General features: G+C 32.0%; 16 protein-coding genes. 14 read left to right on the top strand and 2 right to left on the bottom strand.

Translation table 11 applies throughout. The features are described from left to right. The first annotated feature begins 80 nt into the window (after nt 1-80). The 14 genes from ruvA to tsaB all read left to right on the top strand — a co-directional run bounded on the left by ruvA (nt 81) and on the right by tsaB (nt 15,438). Nucleotides 81-662 (top strand): Holliday junction branch migration protein RuvA, encoded by a 582-nt coding sequence (gene ruvA, locus H1R17_RS02170; RefSeq protein WP_163431676.1) that lies wholly within the window; start codon nt 81-83, stop codon nt 660-662. Between the two features lies 1 nt (nt 663). Then, on the top strand, nt 664-7,995 hold the full coding sequence (gene sprA / locus H1R17_RS02165; RefSeq protein WP_370520246.1) for a cell surface protein SprA: 7,332 nt from the start codon (nt 664-666) through the stop codon (nt 7,993-7,995). 58 nt (nt 7,996-8,053) lie between these two features. Next, the gene (gene gcvH, locus H1R17_RS02160) at nt 8,054-8,434 is read left to right on the top strand and encodes a glycine cleavage system protein GcvH (protein ID WP_163431677.1); all 381 of its coding nucleotides are present in this window, start codon (nt 8,054-8,056) and stop codon (nt 8,432-8,434) included. 49 nt (nt 8,435-8,483) lie between these two features. Further along, nucleotides 8,484-8,807, top strand: coding sequence for a VanZ family protein (locus H1R17_RS02155; protein ID WP_163431678.1), 324 nt, complete (start codon nt 8,484-8,486; stop codon nt 8,805-8,807). Between the two features lie 21 nt (nt 8,808-8,828). Further along, on the top strand, nt 8,829-9,572 hold the full coding sequence (locus H1R17_RS02150) for a deoxyribose-phosphate aldolase (protein WP_163431679.1): 744 nt from the start codon (nt 8,829-8,831) through the stop codon (nt 9,570-9,572). Between the two features lie 94 nt (nt 9,573-9,666). Continuing rightward, complete coding sequence (gene cyoE / locus H1R17_RS02145; RefSeq protein WP_163431680.1) at nt 9,667-10,566, top strand: heme o synthase; 900 nt, start codon at nt 9,667-9,669, stop codon at nt 10,564-10,566. Further along, entirely contained in the window at nt 10,566-11,150 is a 585-nt protein-coding gene (locus tag H1R17_RS02140) for a cytochrome c oxidase subunit 3 (protein ID WP_163431681.1), read from the top strand. The genes cyoE and H1R17_RS02140 overlap by 1 nt, the downstream gene beginning before the upstream one ends. A gap of 66 nt (nt 11,151-11,216) precedes the next feature. Further along, nucleotides 11,217-12,209, top strand: a complete 993-nt coding sequence (locus H1R17_RS02135; RefSeq protein WP_163431682.1) for a cytochrome c oxidase subunit 3 — start codon at nt 11,217-11,219, stop codon at nt 12,207-12,209. Nucleotides 12,210-12,231: 22 nt separating this feature from the next. Beyond that, entirely contained in the window at nt 12,232-12,579 is a 348-nt protein-coding gene (locus tag H1R17_RS02130; RefSeq protein ID WP_163431683.1) for a cytochrome C oxidase subunit IV family protein, read from the top strand. Between the two features lie 67 nt (nt 12,580-12,646). After that, on the top strand, nt 12,647-13,309 hold the full coding sequence (locus tag H1R17_RS02125; protein ID WP_163431684.1) for a hypothetical protein: 663 nt from the start codon (nt 12,647-12,649) through the stop codon (nt 13,307-13,309). Further along, on the top strand, nt 13,309-13,980 hold the full coding sequence (locus H1R17_RS02120; protein ID WP_163431685.1) for an SCO family protein: 672 nt from the start codon (nt 13,309-13,311) through the stop codon (nt 13,978-13,980). The genes H1R17_RS02125 and H1R17_RS02120 overlap by 1 nt, the downstream gene beginning before the upstream one ends. Beyond that, a complete protein-coding gene (locus tag H1R17_RS02115) occupies nt 13,980-14,522 on the top strand; it encodes a DUF420 domain-containing protein (protein ID WP_163431686.1) in 543 nt (180 codons plus the stop codon). Before H1R17_RS02120 ends, H1R17_RS02115 begins: the two co-directional genes overlap by 1 nt. Nucleotides 14,523-14,532: 10 nt before the next feature. Continuing rightward, nucleotides 14,533-14,769 carry a hypothetical protein gene (locus tag H1R17_RS02110; RefSeq protein ID WP_163431687.1) on the top strand — a complete coding sequence of 79 codons (237 nt, stop codon included), beginning with the start codon at nt 14,533-14,535 and terminating at the stop codon, nt 14,767-14,769. Next, nucleotides 14,770-15,438, top strand: a complete 669-nt coding sequence (tsaB, locus tag H1R17_RS02105) for a tRNA (adenosine(37)-N6)-threonylcarbamoyltransferase complex dimerization subunit type 1 TsaB (RefSeq protein ID WP_163431688.1) — start codon at nt 14,770-14,772, stop codon at nt 15,436-15,438. Between the two features lie 27 nt (nt 15,439-15,465). Here tsaB and H1R17_RS02100 read toward each other — a convergent pair whose 3' ends face one another. Together H1R17_RS02100 and H1R17_RS02095 are read right to left on the bottom strand one after the other, a co-directional pair. Continuing rightward, a complete protein-coding gene (locus tag H1R17_RS02100) occupies nt 15,466-16,122 on the bottom strand; it encodes a hypothetical protein (protein WP_163431689.1) in 657 nt (218 codons plus the stop codon). 47 nt (nt 16,123-16,169) lie between these two features. Continuing rightward, nucleotides 16,170-18,155 (bottom strand): thioredoxin domain-containing protein, encoded by a 1,986-nt coding sequence (locus tag H1R17_RS02095; RefSeq protein WP_163431690.1) that lies wholly within the window; start codon nt 18,153-18,155, stop codon nt 16,170-16,172. Nucleotides 18,156-18,162: the final 7 nt, after the last annotated feature.

Raw genomic sequence — 18,162 nt, 5'->3', positions numbered from 1 at the left:
CTTTATTTATAGAGGCAAACCAAAGACAATAAATGTTAATTAATTAATAAAATTTTCTATTTTTGAAGAAAATATAGAAGATGATTGCGTTTTTAAAAGGTCGTTTGGTTGAGAAAACGCCTACAGATATTATTATAGAATGCAACGGAGTGGGCTATCAGGTTCACATTTCGTTGCATTCTTATTCTTTAATAAAAGATAGTGAATCAATATTAGTTTACACTTATTTACAAATTAAAGAAGACGCACATACTTTATATGGTTTTGTAGAAAAGTTAGAAAGAGAACTTTTTAAATTATTGATATCGGTTTCTGGTATTGGTGGTAATACGGCTCGCAATATGTTATCGTATGTTACCCCAAAAGATTTAATGCAAGCCATTGCATCAAATGATATTAAAACCATACAATCTATAAAAGGTATTGGACTAAAAACAGCGCAAAGAGTAGTAATTGATCTTCAGGAAAAAGTACAGAAAATGTATGGTTTAGAAGATTTATCTACATCTGTATACAATACAAATGCCGAAGAAGCGTTATCTGCTTTAGAAGTGCTTGGTTTTGTACGCAAGGCAACCGAAAAAGTTGTAAAAAAAATTGTAGATCAGCAACCAGATGCTACTGTAGAACAAATTATTAAGTTAGCATTAAAAAGTTTGTAACATTTTGAGAAAGCATTCACGTGTATTTGTCTTGGTAAAATATATACTCCTTATACTCTTTTTTGGTAGTATACAATCGGCTTTTGCTCAGGTTGATGAAACTCCAAAAGAGGATAATATTATCTTAAAAGGTGCTATTTCTTTGAAAGATGTAGACAGTATCATGAAAATGTATACCTATGATCCTGTTTCAAATAGATACATTTACACGGTAAGTACTAATGAGTTCAATATCGAATACCCAATGGTATTAACACGTAAGCAGTACGAAGACATATTGCTTAGAGCTGCCATGCGTGAGTATTATGCAAAGCGTTTAGCAGCAAGTGAAGGCAGGTTAACCGAAGAAGAAAAGAAAGATTTACTGCCTAGATATTACGTAAACTCAAAACTTTTTGAGAATATTTTTGGTAGCAATACAATAGATGTTAAACCTAACGGATCTGTTGAAGTAGATTTAGGAATACGTTTTTCTAAACAAGACAATCCTATTATATCTCCTAGAAATCGTAAAACATTTGCCCCAGATTTCAACCAACGTATTAGTTTAAGTTTGCAAGGAATGGTTGGTACGCGTTTAAAAACCGATATCAACTTTGACAACCAAGCTACTTTTGGTTTTCAACAGCAAATGATAAAATTACAGTATGAACCTGATGAAGATGCCATTTTACAAGGTATTGAAGTAGGTAATGTAAGCATGCCTGTAAACAATTCACTGGTTCGTGGAGCACAAAATTTGTTTGGGGTTAAGTCTAAATTTCAATTTGGAGCTACTACCATAACAGGTGTTTTTTCTAAACAAAATTCAGAGCGTAAAACCATTGTTGCAGAAGGGGGCGGAACCGTTCAAGACTTTGAGTTTTTTGCTTTAGATTACGATCAAAATCGAAACTTCTTTTTATCGCAATTCTTCAGATATCAATATGATAAAGCATTACGCAACTATCCTTATATAGATAGCCGTGTGCGTATTACCCGTGTTGAGGTTTGGGTAACCAATCGTCAAAATCGTGTTGGGCAAACCAACAATAACATGCGTAACATTATTGCTATTCAAGATTTGGGAGAGGGTAGATTAAGCAATGCCTCAACAGATAGAACTATTGGTATTGATTTAAATGCGCACCCTACTTTTTTTGGTACATCTGCAGTAGATGCGCCTGCAGGTAATAAAAACAACCAGTTTAATCCAGAAGCAATAGGTACCAACTTTTTAAATGAAGGTATTCGTCAAATCAATACCGCACAAGCTGGGTTTAATATTCCGGTTACAGAAGGGCGTGATTATGTGAAACTTGAAAACGCTCGTAAATTAACAGAGAGTGAGTTTAAATTTCATCCACAATTAGGGTACATCACCTTACAACAAGCGTTAAATAACGATGAAGTTTTAGCTGTTGCTTACGAATACACTATTGGTGGTAAAGTATACAAAGTAGGAGAGTTTGGAACCGATGGAGTTGATGCAACTGTGGTGGGGCAAAACGGAAACAACGAGGATATTCCTACAACACAGAGTTTAATTCTTAAAATGTTAAAGAGTACTTTAGCATCTGTTGATGAACCTGTTTGGGATTTAATGATGAAAAACATCTATTCTATTCCTAGTGGCCAACAAATTGAAGAAGAAGGTTTTCGTTTTAATATCTTATATACCGATCCTTCTCCGTTAAATTATATATCGCCTGTTGCAGGTACCACATTACCAGCAGATGTAGCTAATAAGCCTTTACTTAATGTTTTTAATTTAGATAGATTAAACTCTACTAACGATCCTGAAAAAGGAGGTGATGGATGGTTTGATTTTGTTGCTAACGGACCTACAAACGATCCTTTTAATAGCAATAACAATAATGGTGGTTATAATCAAGGAAATAACAATGCCTTACAAAACACCAATAAGTTTGATGGAATTACAATTGATAAAGAAGGCGGACGCATTATTTTTACCACTGTAGAACCTTTTGGAGCCCATTTATTTAGTAAATTATCAGATAATGGCTCTGAAAATTACGATGTTGATGCTAGTTACAATCCTAATCAAAAAAAATACGTTTATAAAAACTTATACCGTAATACCTATTCAAAAGCATTACAAGATAGTGAAAAGAATAAGTTTCAATTAAAAGGGCGTTTTACAAGTGCAGGTGGCGATGGTATTCCTATTGGCGGCTTTAATATTGCACAAGGTTCTGTGGTTGTAACGGCTGGTGGTAGAACATTGCTTGAAGGGGTTGATTATCAGGTTGATTATCAAAGAGGAATGGTTCAAATTTTAGATCCATCTTTAAAAGCAAGCAACACACCAGTAGAAATTTCTGTAGAGCAAAATTCAATGTTTGCGCAAAACCGTCGTACCTTTTTTGGATTTAATGTAGATCACAAAATCAACGATAAATTTATTTTAGGCGCAACTTATTTACGTTTATCAGAACAACCTGTAACGGTGAAATCAAACTATGGGCATGAATCTGTAAACAATACTATTATTGGTTTTAATGCCAACTATTCAACAGATTTACCTTTCTTAACACGTTGGGTTAATAAATTGCCTAATATTGATACCGATGTAATGTCAAGTTTAACTTTTAAAGGAGAGTTTGCTTATTTATTACCAGGTGCATCAAAATTAGATCAGTTAAATGGAGAAGCAACTTCGTTTATTGAAAACTTTGAAGGAACTCAAAGTAACATTGATGTTTTAAATCCAAGTATGTGGTTTTTATCATCTGTTCCTGTAGGTTTTGGTGAAAACTTTACCGATTTACAATCAGGGTATCGTCGTGCAAAAATGTCTTGGTATAATATTGACCAAATTTTTTATAATCCTTATAGACGCCCTGATGATGTTACAGACAATCAATTGTCATCTAACAAAACAAGACGCATCAATAAAGAAGAGTTGTTTCCTACAATGGATGTGGCAAATGGAGAATTATTAACAGTAAATCCTTTAAATTTAACATACTATCCTAAAGAGCGTGGACCGTATAACTTTAATCCACAGTTTTTAACAGGAAATCAATTGCCAAATCCACAACAAAACTGGGCGGGTATTACACGTTCTATTGCATCAACCAATTTTGAACAAGCTAATGTAGAATATATTGAGTTTTGGATGATGGATCCTTATACCGGAAACGCAGGTGATGTTACCAATACAACCAATACCGGAAAAGTATATTTTAACTTAGGATACATTTCTGAAGATGTATTGCAAGATGGTATGAAGCAATATGAAAACGGATTGCCAACACCAGCCAATAACACACCAACTATTAGTACTATTTGGGGTAAAGTACCTGCGTCTACCGCTTTGATTTATGCGTTTGATGCCGATGCTGGTAATCGTGCTTTTCAAGATGTTGGTTTAGACGGATTAAACGATCAAGAAGAAGCAACTAAATTCCCTCAGTTTTCGGGTATGGCCGATCCAGCTGCCGATAATTATGAGTTTTTCTTAACCGCCAAAGGTGATATCATTTCACGTTATAAAAATTACAATGGTTTACAAGGAAATACACCTATTGAGTTTTCTGATACCAAACGTGGAAATTCTAATTTACCAGATGTAGAAGATATTGATAATGATAATACCATGAATACCATTAATGCGTATTATCAGTATGAAATTAATGTAAATTCAAATCCTGTTATTGGTGAAAATTATGTAGTTGATGTTCGTACTACAAATGTTACCCTTCAAAATGGTAACACTTCTCCTGTAAAATGGGTACAATACAAAGTGCCTATTGTTGCTAGCCAAGAATATGCAGTAGGAGCCATTTCAGATTTACAATCGGTGCGTTTTATGCGTATGTTTTTAACAGGCTTTAATGAAGAAGTTACCTTGCGTTTTGGAACATTAAATTTAGTACGAAGCGATTGGAGAAGATATACAGAATCATTAGTTGAAGATCCAAATGCAGTTATTCAAGGTACAAACACAGGTTTTGATGTTACTACTTTAAACATTCTAAACAACTATGCACGTACACCAATACCTTATGTGTTGCCACCTGGTATTGCACGTGAGCAGTTAAACCAAAACAATTCTATTGTAAATCAAAATGAGCAAGCGTTATCGTTACGTGTTTATAAAGCAAATACATCTATAGCATCGCCAAGTGGTTTAGAACCTGATGATTCTAGAGCAGTGTTTAAAAATGTAGGTAATATTGACATGCGTCAATTCAAAAAACTACGTATGTTTTTACATGCCGAAGCTACAGAAGCAGTTGGAGATGTAAACCGATTAAAAGACGATGAAATGGTTGCCTTTATTCGTTTTGGTAACGATTTTACAAATAACTTCTATCAAGTTGAGGTTCCTTTAAAAGTTACAGAGTGGGGTACAACCATTTCAGAAGAAATTTGGCCGTTAGCTAATGAAATTGAATTACAGTTAGAATTGCTAACCAAGTTAAAGTTAATGCGTAATCGCGATAATACGCAAAATCCTAATTTTATCTACTTTAGAAACGAGGATGAAATTGCACCGGAATTAGCTTCTAAAATCAATAAACTACGTATTGGTATTAAAGGAAATCCAAATTTTGGAATGTTGCGTACCATTATGATTGGTGTGCGTAACAATACAAAGGTTTTGTATAAAGATGCTATTGAACGACCTAGAGATTTACGTGGAGAAGTTTGGTTTAATGAGCTACGTATGTCTGATATGACCAATAAAGGTGGTTGGGCTGCGGTCGGTACCGTTGATGCCAAAATTGCCGATTTTGCCGCTGTAACTGCATCTGTAAACAAACAAACTATTGGTTTTGGTGCCCTAGAACAAGGTCCGCAAGAACGTAGTCGTGAAGATATTTTTCAGTACAATGTTACTACAGCTGTAAATGCGCATCAAGTATTGCCTAAAAAGTGGAACTTAAACATTCCGTTTAGTTACTCTATTTCAGAAGAAAAAATTACACCAGAATACGATCCTAATGATCCTGATATCCGTTTAAAAGTAAAAATGGATGAAGCTAGATCAGAAGATGAACGCAAGCAAATTAAGAACAGAGCAATAGAATATACTAAGCGTACAAGTGTAAACTTTGTTGGTGTAAACAAACAACGTGGTCAAAATCAAAAAGAGCGTTTTTATGATATTGAAAACTTAACCTTATCGCATACTTTTAACGAAGTACAGCAGCATAATTATGAGGTTGAAAATATGTTGGATCAGCAAGCTCGTTCTTCGTTGGTTTATTCTTACGGATTTAAGCCTTGGAATTTAGAGCCGTTTAAAAAATCAGAGGGTCTTAATAAAAACAAATATTTAAAATTATTGACCGATTTTAATTTGAATGTTTTACCAACCAATGTAACGTTTCAGTCAGATGTATTACGTCAGTACAATCAGCAAAAATACCGAATGATTGATGTAGAAGGAATTGAAATTCAACCTTTGTATCGTAGAAATTATTTCTTTAATTACAATTACGGGTTAAATTTCAATCTAACCAAAAATCTATCAGTTACATATACTGCTTCAAATAATAACGTAGTCCGTAATTATTACGATAGCGAAATGTATGTAGATAACAGTTTAGGTATTTTTGATGGCTATTTTGATGCAGGTACGCCTAATTTACGTATGCAAAACCTACAGTTAACTTATAAATTGCCTTTTGATAAAGTACCCTTTTTATCGTTTTTAGATGCTACTTATTCTTATAATGCAGATTATAGCTGGCAACGTGCAACAGATGCTTTTTCAAATATTGATTATAATGGAGTGAATTATGCTTTAGGAAACACAGTTCAAAATGCAAACACACATAACATCAATACCGATTTAAAAATGGATGTTTTTTACAAATATTTAGGATTGGTTAGCAATAAGCAAAAAAACAAAAAAACAGGCTTGTCAACTAATTTGAAACCTAAACCAGGTGAGAAAATTGAGCGTAATAAAGACATCAACCAAAAAGATAAAAAAGAAAAAGACGAAGAAGATAAATCATCTGCTGTTTTAGATGCCGCTATTGATTTTGTAACCATGGTAAAAACAATTAAAGTAGGTTATCAAGAAACAAATGGTACCGTTTTACCTGGTTATTTACCTGGGTTAGGATTCTTTGGAACATCGCGTCCAACTTTAGGTTACGTTTTTGGATCTCAAGAAGATGTACGCTATGAAGCAGCTCGCAGAGGTTGGTTAACGTCGTATCCAGAGTTTAATCAAGAGTTCAGTCAAATGCATTCTGAAGTACTTGATTTTAGAGCAGAGTTACGTCCTATAACCGATTTGGTTATTAACTTAAATGCAAAACGCCAGTTCAGTACCAATTTGGCAGAGCAGTACGATGTTGAAAACGGAATTTACAACTCTCGTTCTCCATATGAAAACGGATTTTTTAATACCACAACATTAATGATTGGTACTGCATTCGGAAAAAGTGATGTTTCAGGATCGGCTGCGTTTGAACAATTTAAAAACAATCGTTTGGCAGTTGCTCAACGTTTAGCAACAGCGCGCGGTATTGATTTGTCTAATCCTGCAAATGTTGATAAATATGGATATCCTGTAGGATATGGTCGTACACACCAAGAAGTATTAATTCCATCGTTCTTAGCAGCATACACAGGAAAAGATGTATCTAAACAAAAAAATGGTTTCATGTCATCTATTCCATTACCAAACTGGGATTTAACCTACAGAGGTTTAGTAAAATTACCAGGGTTTAAAAATGTATTCAATCGTTTTACTATTTCGCATCGTTATATTTCAAATTATGCCATAAATAGTTTCCAAACAAATTATGAATATTTAGAAAATCCTAATGTTTTAAATGTTGCAGGTAATTATCCTTCAAAAACTGTAGCAAGTAATGTTAGTATGATTGAACGATTTGAACCTCTTGTTAAGTTTGATGTAGAAACAAAATCGGGAATGAAGTTTGATGTTGGTATTAATAAAGACCGTATGTTGTCTATGAGTTTTGATAATAACTTGTTAACAGAGGTTAATGGTAATGAATATAAAGCAGGTTTAGGTTTTAGAATTAAAGATGTTGGTTTTACAACTAATTTTGAAGGAGTAGCTAATGGCGGGCGTATAGTTAGTGATTTAAATATCAAAGCTGATTTTACCTGGCGTCGTAACACAACTATTATTCGTTATTTAGATTATAACAACAACCAAATAGGCGCAGGGAATGATTCTTGGTCATTACAAATGAAAGCCGATTATAATTTTAGTAAAAACTTTACAGGTATTTTTTATTACGAGCATACATTTTCAAAAGCAGTTATTAGTACCATGTTTCCAATTACAACCATTCGTTCGGGGTTAACCTTGCGTTATAGTTTTGGAAATTAAACCTTAAAAATTTTTCCATTCTTAATAAAGTTATACATTTGCTTAAAATAATAAAACAATGAATATACCAGCTAATTTAAAGTACACAAAAGACCACGAGTGGGTTAGTTTAGAAGGCGATGTAGCAACTGTAGGTATTACAGATTTTGCTCAAAAAGAGTTAGGAGATATTGTTTATGTTGAGGTGGAAACCTTAGATCAAACTTTAGATCAAGACGAAGTGTTTGGAACTGTAGAAGCAGTAAAAACAGTTTCTGATTTGTTTTTACCAGTTGCTGGTGAAATTGTTGAGTTTAACGAAGGCTTAGAAACAGAACCAGAATTAGTAAACTCTGATCCTTACGGAGCAGGTTGGATGATTAAAGTAAAAATGACTGATACAGCTCAGTTTGATGCTTTATTATCTGCAGATCAATACAAAGAATTAATTGGTGCTTAATAAAACATTTTTGGCCGTATTATGGAATGTGGTTATCCTTGTTTTTTGTTTGATTAACTTATCTAACATCAACGAGGTTCAAAAAATAAGCATTCCAAATATTGATAAAATAGTACATTTTATTTTTTATACTACTTCATCTTTTTTATGGTCATGGGCATTGTTAAAACAAAACGCTTCTAATTACAAACTCAATCTATTGTTAATTATTTTAGGATTGATTTTGTTTGGATTATTAGTAGAGTTTTTACAAGATGTTTTACCAACAAAACGTTCTTTTGAATGGCTTGATGTTGCTTGTAATACATTAGGTGTTTTGTTTGGAACCACTATTTATTTAGTATATACAAAATTTAAACCTCACAATTCGTGAGGTTTTTTTTATTTTTATAATATGAAAAATTATAAAGATTTTATTGAAGCTTCTTATTTGAAAACGACTAAACAAGCATTTTTAACTGAAGAAGAACATGAAAAAGTCATAGATGCTTTTTTGAATGATGTTTTAGTATCAAAATATAAAGTAGCAATGGTTTTGCCAAAAGAAGTTGCTAAGACAAAACTTTTTTTAAGTTCTCGTAAAAGTAAAGTTTTGGTAGGAACTGTCATTGATTTTCCTAAAGGTAAGGGTGGATTAGAAAAAAAGTTAAATCAAGCTTCTTTGGCCATTCAGCATGGAGCTGAGGAGTTAGATTTTGTTGTAGATTATGCATCGTTTAAAAAAGGAGCTGTAGAAAAAGTACAAGCCGAAATTAAAGAATGTACAGCATTTGTTTTAAGTCATAATAAAACAATTAAATGGATTTTAGAAACTGCCGCATTAACCAATAAAGAAATCATTCAGCTTACAGCTCTTATAAAAAATACAGTTATTCGTAATTTTAAAGAAACAGATTATGCGCATGTGTATGTAAAATCATCTACAGGTTTTTATAAAACCAAAAACAATGAACCAAATGGGGCCACGCCTTATAACATTACATTGCTTTTAGAGAATGCAACACCTTTACCCGTAAAAGCATCAGGCGGTATCAAAAATTTAAGCGATGTACTATTTTATCTTTCTAAAGGAGTTAGTCGTATTGGTACATCCTCACAGCAAGAAATTTTAGCCGAAATTAAAAACAATCGTGTTTAAAACTAGTTTAACACTAATATTGTTGAAAGAGTTAGGGTAAAGAGTTTTTTTAAAGTATATTTGCAAACCAAATTTCATTAGCAAACAAGTTATTTTGGAAGCAACTTCGACAATAAAAAAAGTTTCAGCAATTTCTGAATTTAAAGCTATAACCAAAGCTGGTTTGGCTTTTAGTGTAGTGTTTTCAACATTAGCAGGATATTTGTTAGCTGTAGAAGATTGGCAACAAATAAGTTTTAAAGTACTTTTAATGCTTGCTGTTGGTGGTTACTGCATGGTAGGTGCATCAAACGCATTTAATCAAATTATTGAGAAAGATTTAGATGCAAAAATGGATAGAACTTCTAAACGTCCTGTTGCATCTGGTAGAGTTTCAAAAAATAGTGCTTTTATTTTAGCATCAGCCTTAACGATTGTGGGACTTGTTATTCTTTATATTGTTAGTCCAAAAACGGCTATGTTTGGGGCTATTTCCATTTTTTTATACACCAGTGTTTACACGCCTTTAAAACCTTTAACACCTTTGGCTGTTTTTGTAGGAGCCATTCCAGGTGCCATTCCTTTTATGTTAGGTTGGGTAGCACATACCGATCAGTTTGGTATTGAGGCAGGAATGTTGTTTTTAATTCAGTTTTTTTGGCAATTTCCTCACTTTTGGGCTTTAGGATGGTTTTTATTTGATGATTATAAAAAAGGTGGCTTTTACTTATTGCCAACACGTAAAAAAGATAAAAAAACATCGTTACAAGTTATTTTATACAGTGTTTGGTTAATTATTGCCTCTTTATTACCTGCAACAGGATATACTGGTAGATTATATTTAAGTCCAATTGCTGCAGTACTTGTTTTAGCGGCAGGTTTATGGATGTTATATGGTGCTGTTCAGTTGTATAAAAAGCAAACCGATAAATCGGCCAAAACATTAATGCTTATTAGTGTTACTTATATTACATTAATACAAATTATTTTTATTTTAGATAAATTCTTACGATAATGAATATTGAAGAGTTAAACAGAGAACAATTGCAAAAAGGCAAGGCATATAAAACAATGCTTATTTTTGCAATGGGAAGTATTGTGATGATTTTTGCTGGTTTAACCAGTGCCTATGTTATTAGTAAGAATCGTCCGGATTGGTTGAAAGATTTTGAGTTACCTCAAGCTTTTTTATGGAGTACAGTAGTTATTGTTTTAAGCAGTGTTACGTTTCATTTAGCTAAAAAAGCCATTTCAAAGAACAACAGATCAACTACAAGTTTAATGCTTGGTTTAACTTTAGCCTTAGGACTTTTGTTTGTAGTGTTACAATTCATAGGTTTTGGGCAAGTGGTAGATGCTGGTTATTTTTTCACAGGTAGCCAAAGTACCATTACAACTTCATTTTTATATGTTGTAGTATTGGTACATATAGCCCATTTAGTTGGTGGGTTAATTTCATTATTAATCGTAATTTATAATCATTATAAACAAAAGTATAATGCAACTCAAACCCTTGGAATAGAGTTAAGTGTGATGTTTTGGCACTTTCTAGGATTCTTGTGGTTGTATTTATTTTTATTTTTTACTTTTTACAAATAATCTTTTTGCTTTTCTTTAAAAGAAAAAAGGTGTAAATTTGGGAACTTTTTAACAATTAAACTTTTTATGGGAGCGACAGTTACTACAGCAGCGACTAAAGAAAAAACTTGGGGTGGTGGTGAAGATGTTCAACCACTAGGAGCAAGCTATGGGAAAATGATGATGTGGTTTTTCATATTATCAGATTCTTTAACATTTGCAGGATTCCTTGCAGCATACGGTTTTACCAGATTCAAATTTATTGATTCTTGGCCTATTGCCGATGAAGTATTCAATCACTTTCCGTTTATGCATGGTGTAGATGCACCTATGTATTACGTAGCTTTAATGACATTTATCTTAATCTTTTCATCTGTAACAATGGTGTTAGCTGTAGATGCAGGTCATCAGTTAAAACAAAAAAAGGTTGCAGTTTATATGTTATTAACCATTATTGGAGGTTTAATTTTCGTTGGTTCTCAAGCTTGGGAGTGGAAAAACTTCATTACAGGAACATATGGAGCTATTGAAACTAGAGGTGGTGAAATTTTACATTTTGTTGATAAAGATGGTAAGCGTTTAGCTTTAGCTGATTTTGCCGATACAACAATTGCAAGAGAAGATGCTACTTTAAATAGAAGTAAAGGTACTTGGTATATGAAAGGCGGAACTGAAACTTCTGTTTCTTTAGAACAAGTAAAAGCTGGTTTAGAAAAAAATCCTAACGTATTTGTAAGAACACAATTTACAGTAGAAGGAAATAAACATAAAAAAATCGTTTTATCTCGTGAGCAATCTTTGGCTAGAGTTAATGATTTTACACACGTTGTAGAAGGTGCAAACTTGGTACGTAATGAATATGGTCATAAAACATTTGCAGATTTGTTTTTCTTCATTACAGGTTTCCACGGATTCCACGTTTCAGTAGGTATCTTATTAAACATTATTATTTTCTTTAATGTATTGTTAGGAACGTACGAGAAAAGAAAATCATACGAAATGATTGAAAAAGTTGGATTGTACTGGCACTTTGTAGATTTAGTTTGGGTGTTTGTATTTACATTCTTCTATTTAGTTTAATCCTTAAAAATAATTTGTAATAATGGGAGCGCACGCATCAAATACAAGTAGAATATGGAAAGTTTTTATTTACTTATCTGTATTAACAATTATAGAAGTAGCTTTAGGTATTTTTAAACCAGATGCTTTATTTCATCATGATTTTTTAAGCTTAAGTTACTTAAACTGGATTTTCATCTTAATGACCATTTGGAAAGCATATTTCATTATGTGGGCATTTATGCACTTAGAAGGTGAAAAATCATCTTTTCGTTGGTCAATTGTAGCACCAATGGCTTTCTTAATATTGTACCTTGCATGTTTAATATTAATTGAAGGCGATTATATTCATGACGTTTTCAAATATTCATCAATTCGTTGGATATTTTAAACATAAATAAGAGTTAAAAAGGCGGTTATTACACCGCCTTTTTTTATTTTTGTAAAAACTTTTAAAAATGAAAAAAATACTACTTTTAGTGGCTCTTTTTATAGTGCCTATTGTAGCATATCTTTTCTTTGCTTCGGGGGTAAATTCTTTTATCAAACTTCCAGTTGTTACCAATAATATTGCCGATTTACCAACTACTTGGCAAACTAATACAGTTGAACCAATACAACTAAAGAATAAAATTACGGTTTTAGGTTTTACAGGTTCTGATATTCCATACATTGAAGGAAATATTACCAACTTGGCACATAAGATTTATGATCGAAATAAAGACTTTGTCGATTTTCAAGTTGTGTACATTGCTCCTAAAGGTACCGAAGAAGCTTTGAAAAAAGTAGATGAAAAATTAGGTGTAAATGTTGATTTAAAACATTGGCATTATATTATGGCGGAGCCAGCTGAAATTGAAGCGTATTTTAAACAGTTAAAATTGGTTGGTAACTTAAACGATAAGCTAGGAACATCAAATGTTTATATTATTGATAAAGAATTAAACTTACGCGGACGTAAAGGTAAAAATAAGAAAGGCGAAGATGAATATCGTGAAGGATACAATACCATTTCTGCAGCCGATTTACACAATGAAATGTCAGATGATGTAAAGGTTATTTTAGCAGAATATCGTTTAGCCCTTAAAAAAAATAATAAAGCAGAAAACATCACTCAGTAATGAAAAAAAATTACTCTTATATTTGGGTTTCCCTAATTGTTTTGGTTTTTGGAATTTACTTTATCCCAAAAATTGTAGATCGTTTTAAAAACACCACTGTTGTAGAAAGCGATCGTTTAAATGTTGCTAATCGTCGCGAGTTAAAAGTTATTGGTAAAGCGCCTGCTTTTTCATTTACAAATCAAGACAAGCAAACCATTACCAACGATAACTATAAAGGCAAAGTATATTTAGTAGAGTTTTTCTTTTCTACTTGTCCTACTATTTGTCCTATAATGAATGAAAATATGGTGAAATTACAAAATGAATTTGGAAAAGATGATCGTTTTGGAATTGCATCTATCACCATTGATCCTGAAACGGATACACCAGAAAATTTAAAAGAGCATGCTAAGTTTTTAGGTGTAAATATGGCAAATTGGCATTTTTTAACAGGTAGCGAGGAAGCTATTTTTGGATTATCTAAAAAGTTTAATTTATATGTTGGTAAAAATGCAGATGCACCTGGTGGTTTTGAACATTCTGGATTATTTGCTTTGATTGATAAAGAAGGAAATATACGTTCACGAAATATGGAGAATTTAGAATATCCGATTATTTATTATGATGGTACAGATGATGCCGGATTAAAGATGTTAAAAGAAGATATTCAACAATTATTAAAAGAGTAATGGAAGATAAAGTATTAGAAAAAAAGTACAACGTTTGGATTTGGATTTTATCAATTGCAATACCTGTTGTAGTAGCCATATTATTCAGTGTTAATTTACACGATTTAGGATACAATGTGAAGCCTTTGTCTTTTTTACCACCAATTTACGCTTCTATTAATGGTTTAACGGCTATTTTGTTGGTTTGGGCTGTAGCTGCCATAAAAAAAGGAAATAAACCTTTGCATGAGCGCTTAATTAAGATTTGTATTACTTGTTCTGTGTTGTTTTTAGCAATGTACGTTGCTTATCATATGACATCAATTGAGACGAAATTTGGAGGCGAAGGAGCTATTCGTTACATCTATTTCTTTATATTAATTACACATATTTTGTTATCAATCATCATCATTCCGTTTGTATTGGTAACGTTTGTAAGAGGAATTTCAGGTGCATATCAACGTCATAAAAAATTAGCACGTATCACATACCCAATGTGGTTATATGTTGCTGTTACAGGGGTAATTGTTTATTTAATGATTTCTCCTTATTACATTCATTAATTTTTTTACCATGAAAAAGGTAGTTTTAGGTATTGTTTTTACAATTATGTTTGCTTTTTCAAGCACAGCTCAATGTGCTATGTGTAGAGCAGCGTTAGAAACGGAAGAATCAGGTGTACCTGCAGAAGCAGTTAATGATGGTATTGTTTACTTAATGGCTTTTCCTTATTTGCTATTGCTAATAGGCGGATGGGCTATTTATAGAATTATTAAAAACAAGAAAAATAATAAGAAGAAGCTTCCTTAGATGATTTATATACTTAACATTGAAACAGCGACTAAAAACTGCTCGGTTTCTTTAAGTGAAAATGGAAAAACAATCGCTTTAAAGCAATTGGCTGAAGATCAATTTGGACACGCTGAAAAATTGCATCTCTTTATAAAAGATGTTTTAAATGAAGGTAAGATTGCATTAAAAGATTTAAGTGCCATTTGTGTTAGCAAAGGTCCAGGTTCTTACACAGGATTACGAATTGGTGTGTCTACAGCAAAAGGATTGTGTTATGCATTAGAAATTCCACTAATAGCAATTGATACTTTAGCTATTTTAGCAGAAAAATTAAGTGTTAATGATGGATTCATTGTTCCTATGATTGATGCACGTAGAATGGAAGTTTTTGCCCAAATTTTCAGCAAAGATCATAAGGCTGTATCAGAAGTTGTTTCGATGGTTATTGAAGATGAAACTGGCTTTTCAGAGTACAACCAAAATATCCATTTAATTGGCGATGGTGCTTTGAAATGTATACCGGTTTTAAAATCGGACAAATTTATTTATTATGATGATATTGTATATCCTTCAGCTAATGAAATGGCTTTTTTAGGACATCAAAAGTTTATAACAAATGATTTTGTAGATGTAGCTTACTTTGAACCTTTTTATCTAAAAGATTTTATGTTAACAACAAAAAAATAAAGACTCCAAATTTGGAGTCTTTTTCTTTTAAAGAGTAGCTAAGAAATGACCTAGCTTGATCATATCCGTATCGTTTTCTTTAATTTTATTGCTTTTGTAAAACTCTTTTATTTCTGAAGCTTTACCAGGTATTAATTTTGATAATGTTTTTTCCTTACCATCAAACTCAACTGTTTGGTTGTTGTAAGTTACAAAATAAACATCCTTATTTGCTTTGTAAGTTGCCTGTGTATCGCTATCATAACTGTTTGATGCTTTTTTAGCAGGTACTAATTTTATGCTTTTATACTTAGAAACTTTGCTGTTTGCATTGCTTACTAATATTTGATGATAACGAGAAAGGTCTTTGTTATCTAAATTGTAATTCAATAATTCATAAATAGAACCGTCTTGAAAAACAAAATGAACGTTTTTTTCTTTGATTAACTCTAAAGTTTCAGAACCATTTTTATATTCCATTAAGTCAGCATAAGCGTTGTAACGTATTAAAAAAGATTGAGTGCCATTATTTACTTGAGCGTTGTTGTATTGTTCTGTAAAATATTTTGAACCAGCAACAGTTGCGTCATCAAAGTCTGCACTCTTTTTGAAAGTTAAATTATTGCCGCCCGTTTGCAATGTCATTTGAGCATTTGCTGCTATTGAGAATGTAATAAAAGAAGCTATTAAAAATATTTTTTTCATTTTTTTGTTTTAATTGTTGTTATAAAATTAGTGTTATTTGATTGTATTTAATTGAAAATTTCGTTAAAATTGTTTGTTGATAACCTACAACTGTTTGTGTTACAGATTTGTATTCTGTTTTTTTGACTTTTGTAATGGTCTAAAATAGGCAATTTTAATGAATAATCTATTATTAAAGGATGTTTAAAAAACGTATTTAAACTATCTAATTCTCCTTTTGTTGGATCTTTTATAATAATATACTCAAATAATTCTTTAAAAATCAAATCATTAAGTAACCATTCTGAAAAGGCACTTGCATAATTAATTTGTTGCATTACACGTTGTGTCATTTCTAAACCAATGCTTGTAAAATAATCATTTTGATACAATTGACCTATGTAAAATAAATTTCGACTCATAATTGCATTTGCAGATGGAATTACATTATCTTCAATCTCAAAAACAGTGCCAACTATTTGATTTTCATTTGATTTGAAAAAACCTTGCTTTTCATCAAAGAAGATGTCTAATGATTGAAGCGTTAAGATATGCGCAAATGCTATATGTTGCTTGTTTTGCGAATAGTTAAATAAGTCGATAAACGCTTTAATAGTAAATGCGTAATCTTCTAAAGTTCCTGAAATATAATTATTGTTGTTTTTATGAACACGACCTAGAATATCATTTTGGTAAGCTTTGTTCATTAAAAACGAAGCTAGATTTTCAATTTTATCTTCCAATTCTTTTGATGGAATAATTTTGTAAGTGTCTAATAATCCTGATAGTAACAAAGCGTTCCAAGAAGTGATTATTTTATCATCAAGAAGTGGTTTTGTTCTTTTGGAACGATTTTCTAATAAAATTTGTTCCCATTTTAGTTTTAGAGATTTTAACTGGTCAATATTGATGTTTTTCTTTTCTGAAATTTCTTCTAAAGAAAACTGCTGAAACAAAACATATGCATCTGCTTCTTCCCAATAACCAACATTGTTTATAGAAAATGTAGTTTCAAATAAATCCCAATCTTCTGTATTAATAAGTTGTTTTAAATCATGTAGCTTCCAAAAGTAAAAGGCACCTTCTTCAAGCTTATCATTGCTGTTAAGACTATCGGCATCATAAGCAGCGTAAAACCCTCCAGAAGTATCTTGCCAATTATTGAAAATAAAAGCGACTGTTTTCTTAACGATTTCTTTGAAAAATAGATTTTTAGTTTCTAAATAAGCTTGTGAATAGGTTGATAACAATTGGGCGTTATCATACAACATTTTTTCAAAATGGGGGATATGCCATCTATGATCTACACTATAACGTGAAAAACCACCTTCAATAGTATCAAACAAACCGCCTTGAGCCATTTTTGATAATGTTAAATACACATGCTGTGTTATATTTTTTTGATTGTTTGCGATGCCATATTGTAGAAGAAAATTCAAGTTGGTTGGCATCATGAATTTTGGCGCTCTTTGATAGCCTCCAAACTCCAAATCGAAACTTTTTTGCCATTGAACAAGCAAAGGTTCCAGGTTGATTGTATTGTTTGTTTTTGGATAAATCTCTAAGGTATTATTTGCTAATAAAATGCCGTTTTGAAGTTTCTCTGCATAATCATACATTTTCTCAGTATTGGTTTCAAACAGTAACGCTAATTGGTTTAAAACATCTATCCATTCTGCTTTAGGAACATAAGTTGCGCCCCAAACTGGTAATCCATTAGGTAAAGCAACAATATTTAAAGGCCAGCCGCCTTGTTTGGTCATAATTTGCAATGCTTGCATATAATAGGCATCAATAGCAGGTAATTCTTCTCTGTCAATTTTAAAACTTGTGAAGTTTTTATTCATTACCAAAGCTACTTCATCATCTTCAAAACATTCTTTTTCCATAACATGACACCAATGACAAGCAGAATATCCAATACTTATAATGAGCAATTTGTTTTTATTGGTTGCTTCTGATACATTTTCATCATTCCATAATTGCCAAAATACAGGATTGTTTGCGTGTTGCAGTAAGTAAGGCGAAAAGGCGTTTTTTAATTGATTTTTCATAGCAATT

The sequence above is a fragment of the Flavobacterium sp. xlx-214 genome (assembly GCF_013874595.1).
In the GTDB taxonomy this organism is placed as follows: Bacteria; Bacteroidota; Bacteroidia; order Flavobacteriales; family Flavobacteriaceae; genus Flavobacterium.
The sequence above is the reverse complement of the archived record's forward strand: the minus strand, read 5'-3'. Positions and strand labels throughout refer to the sequence as shown.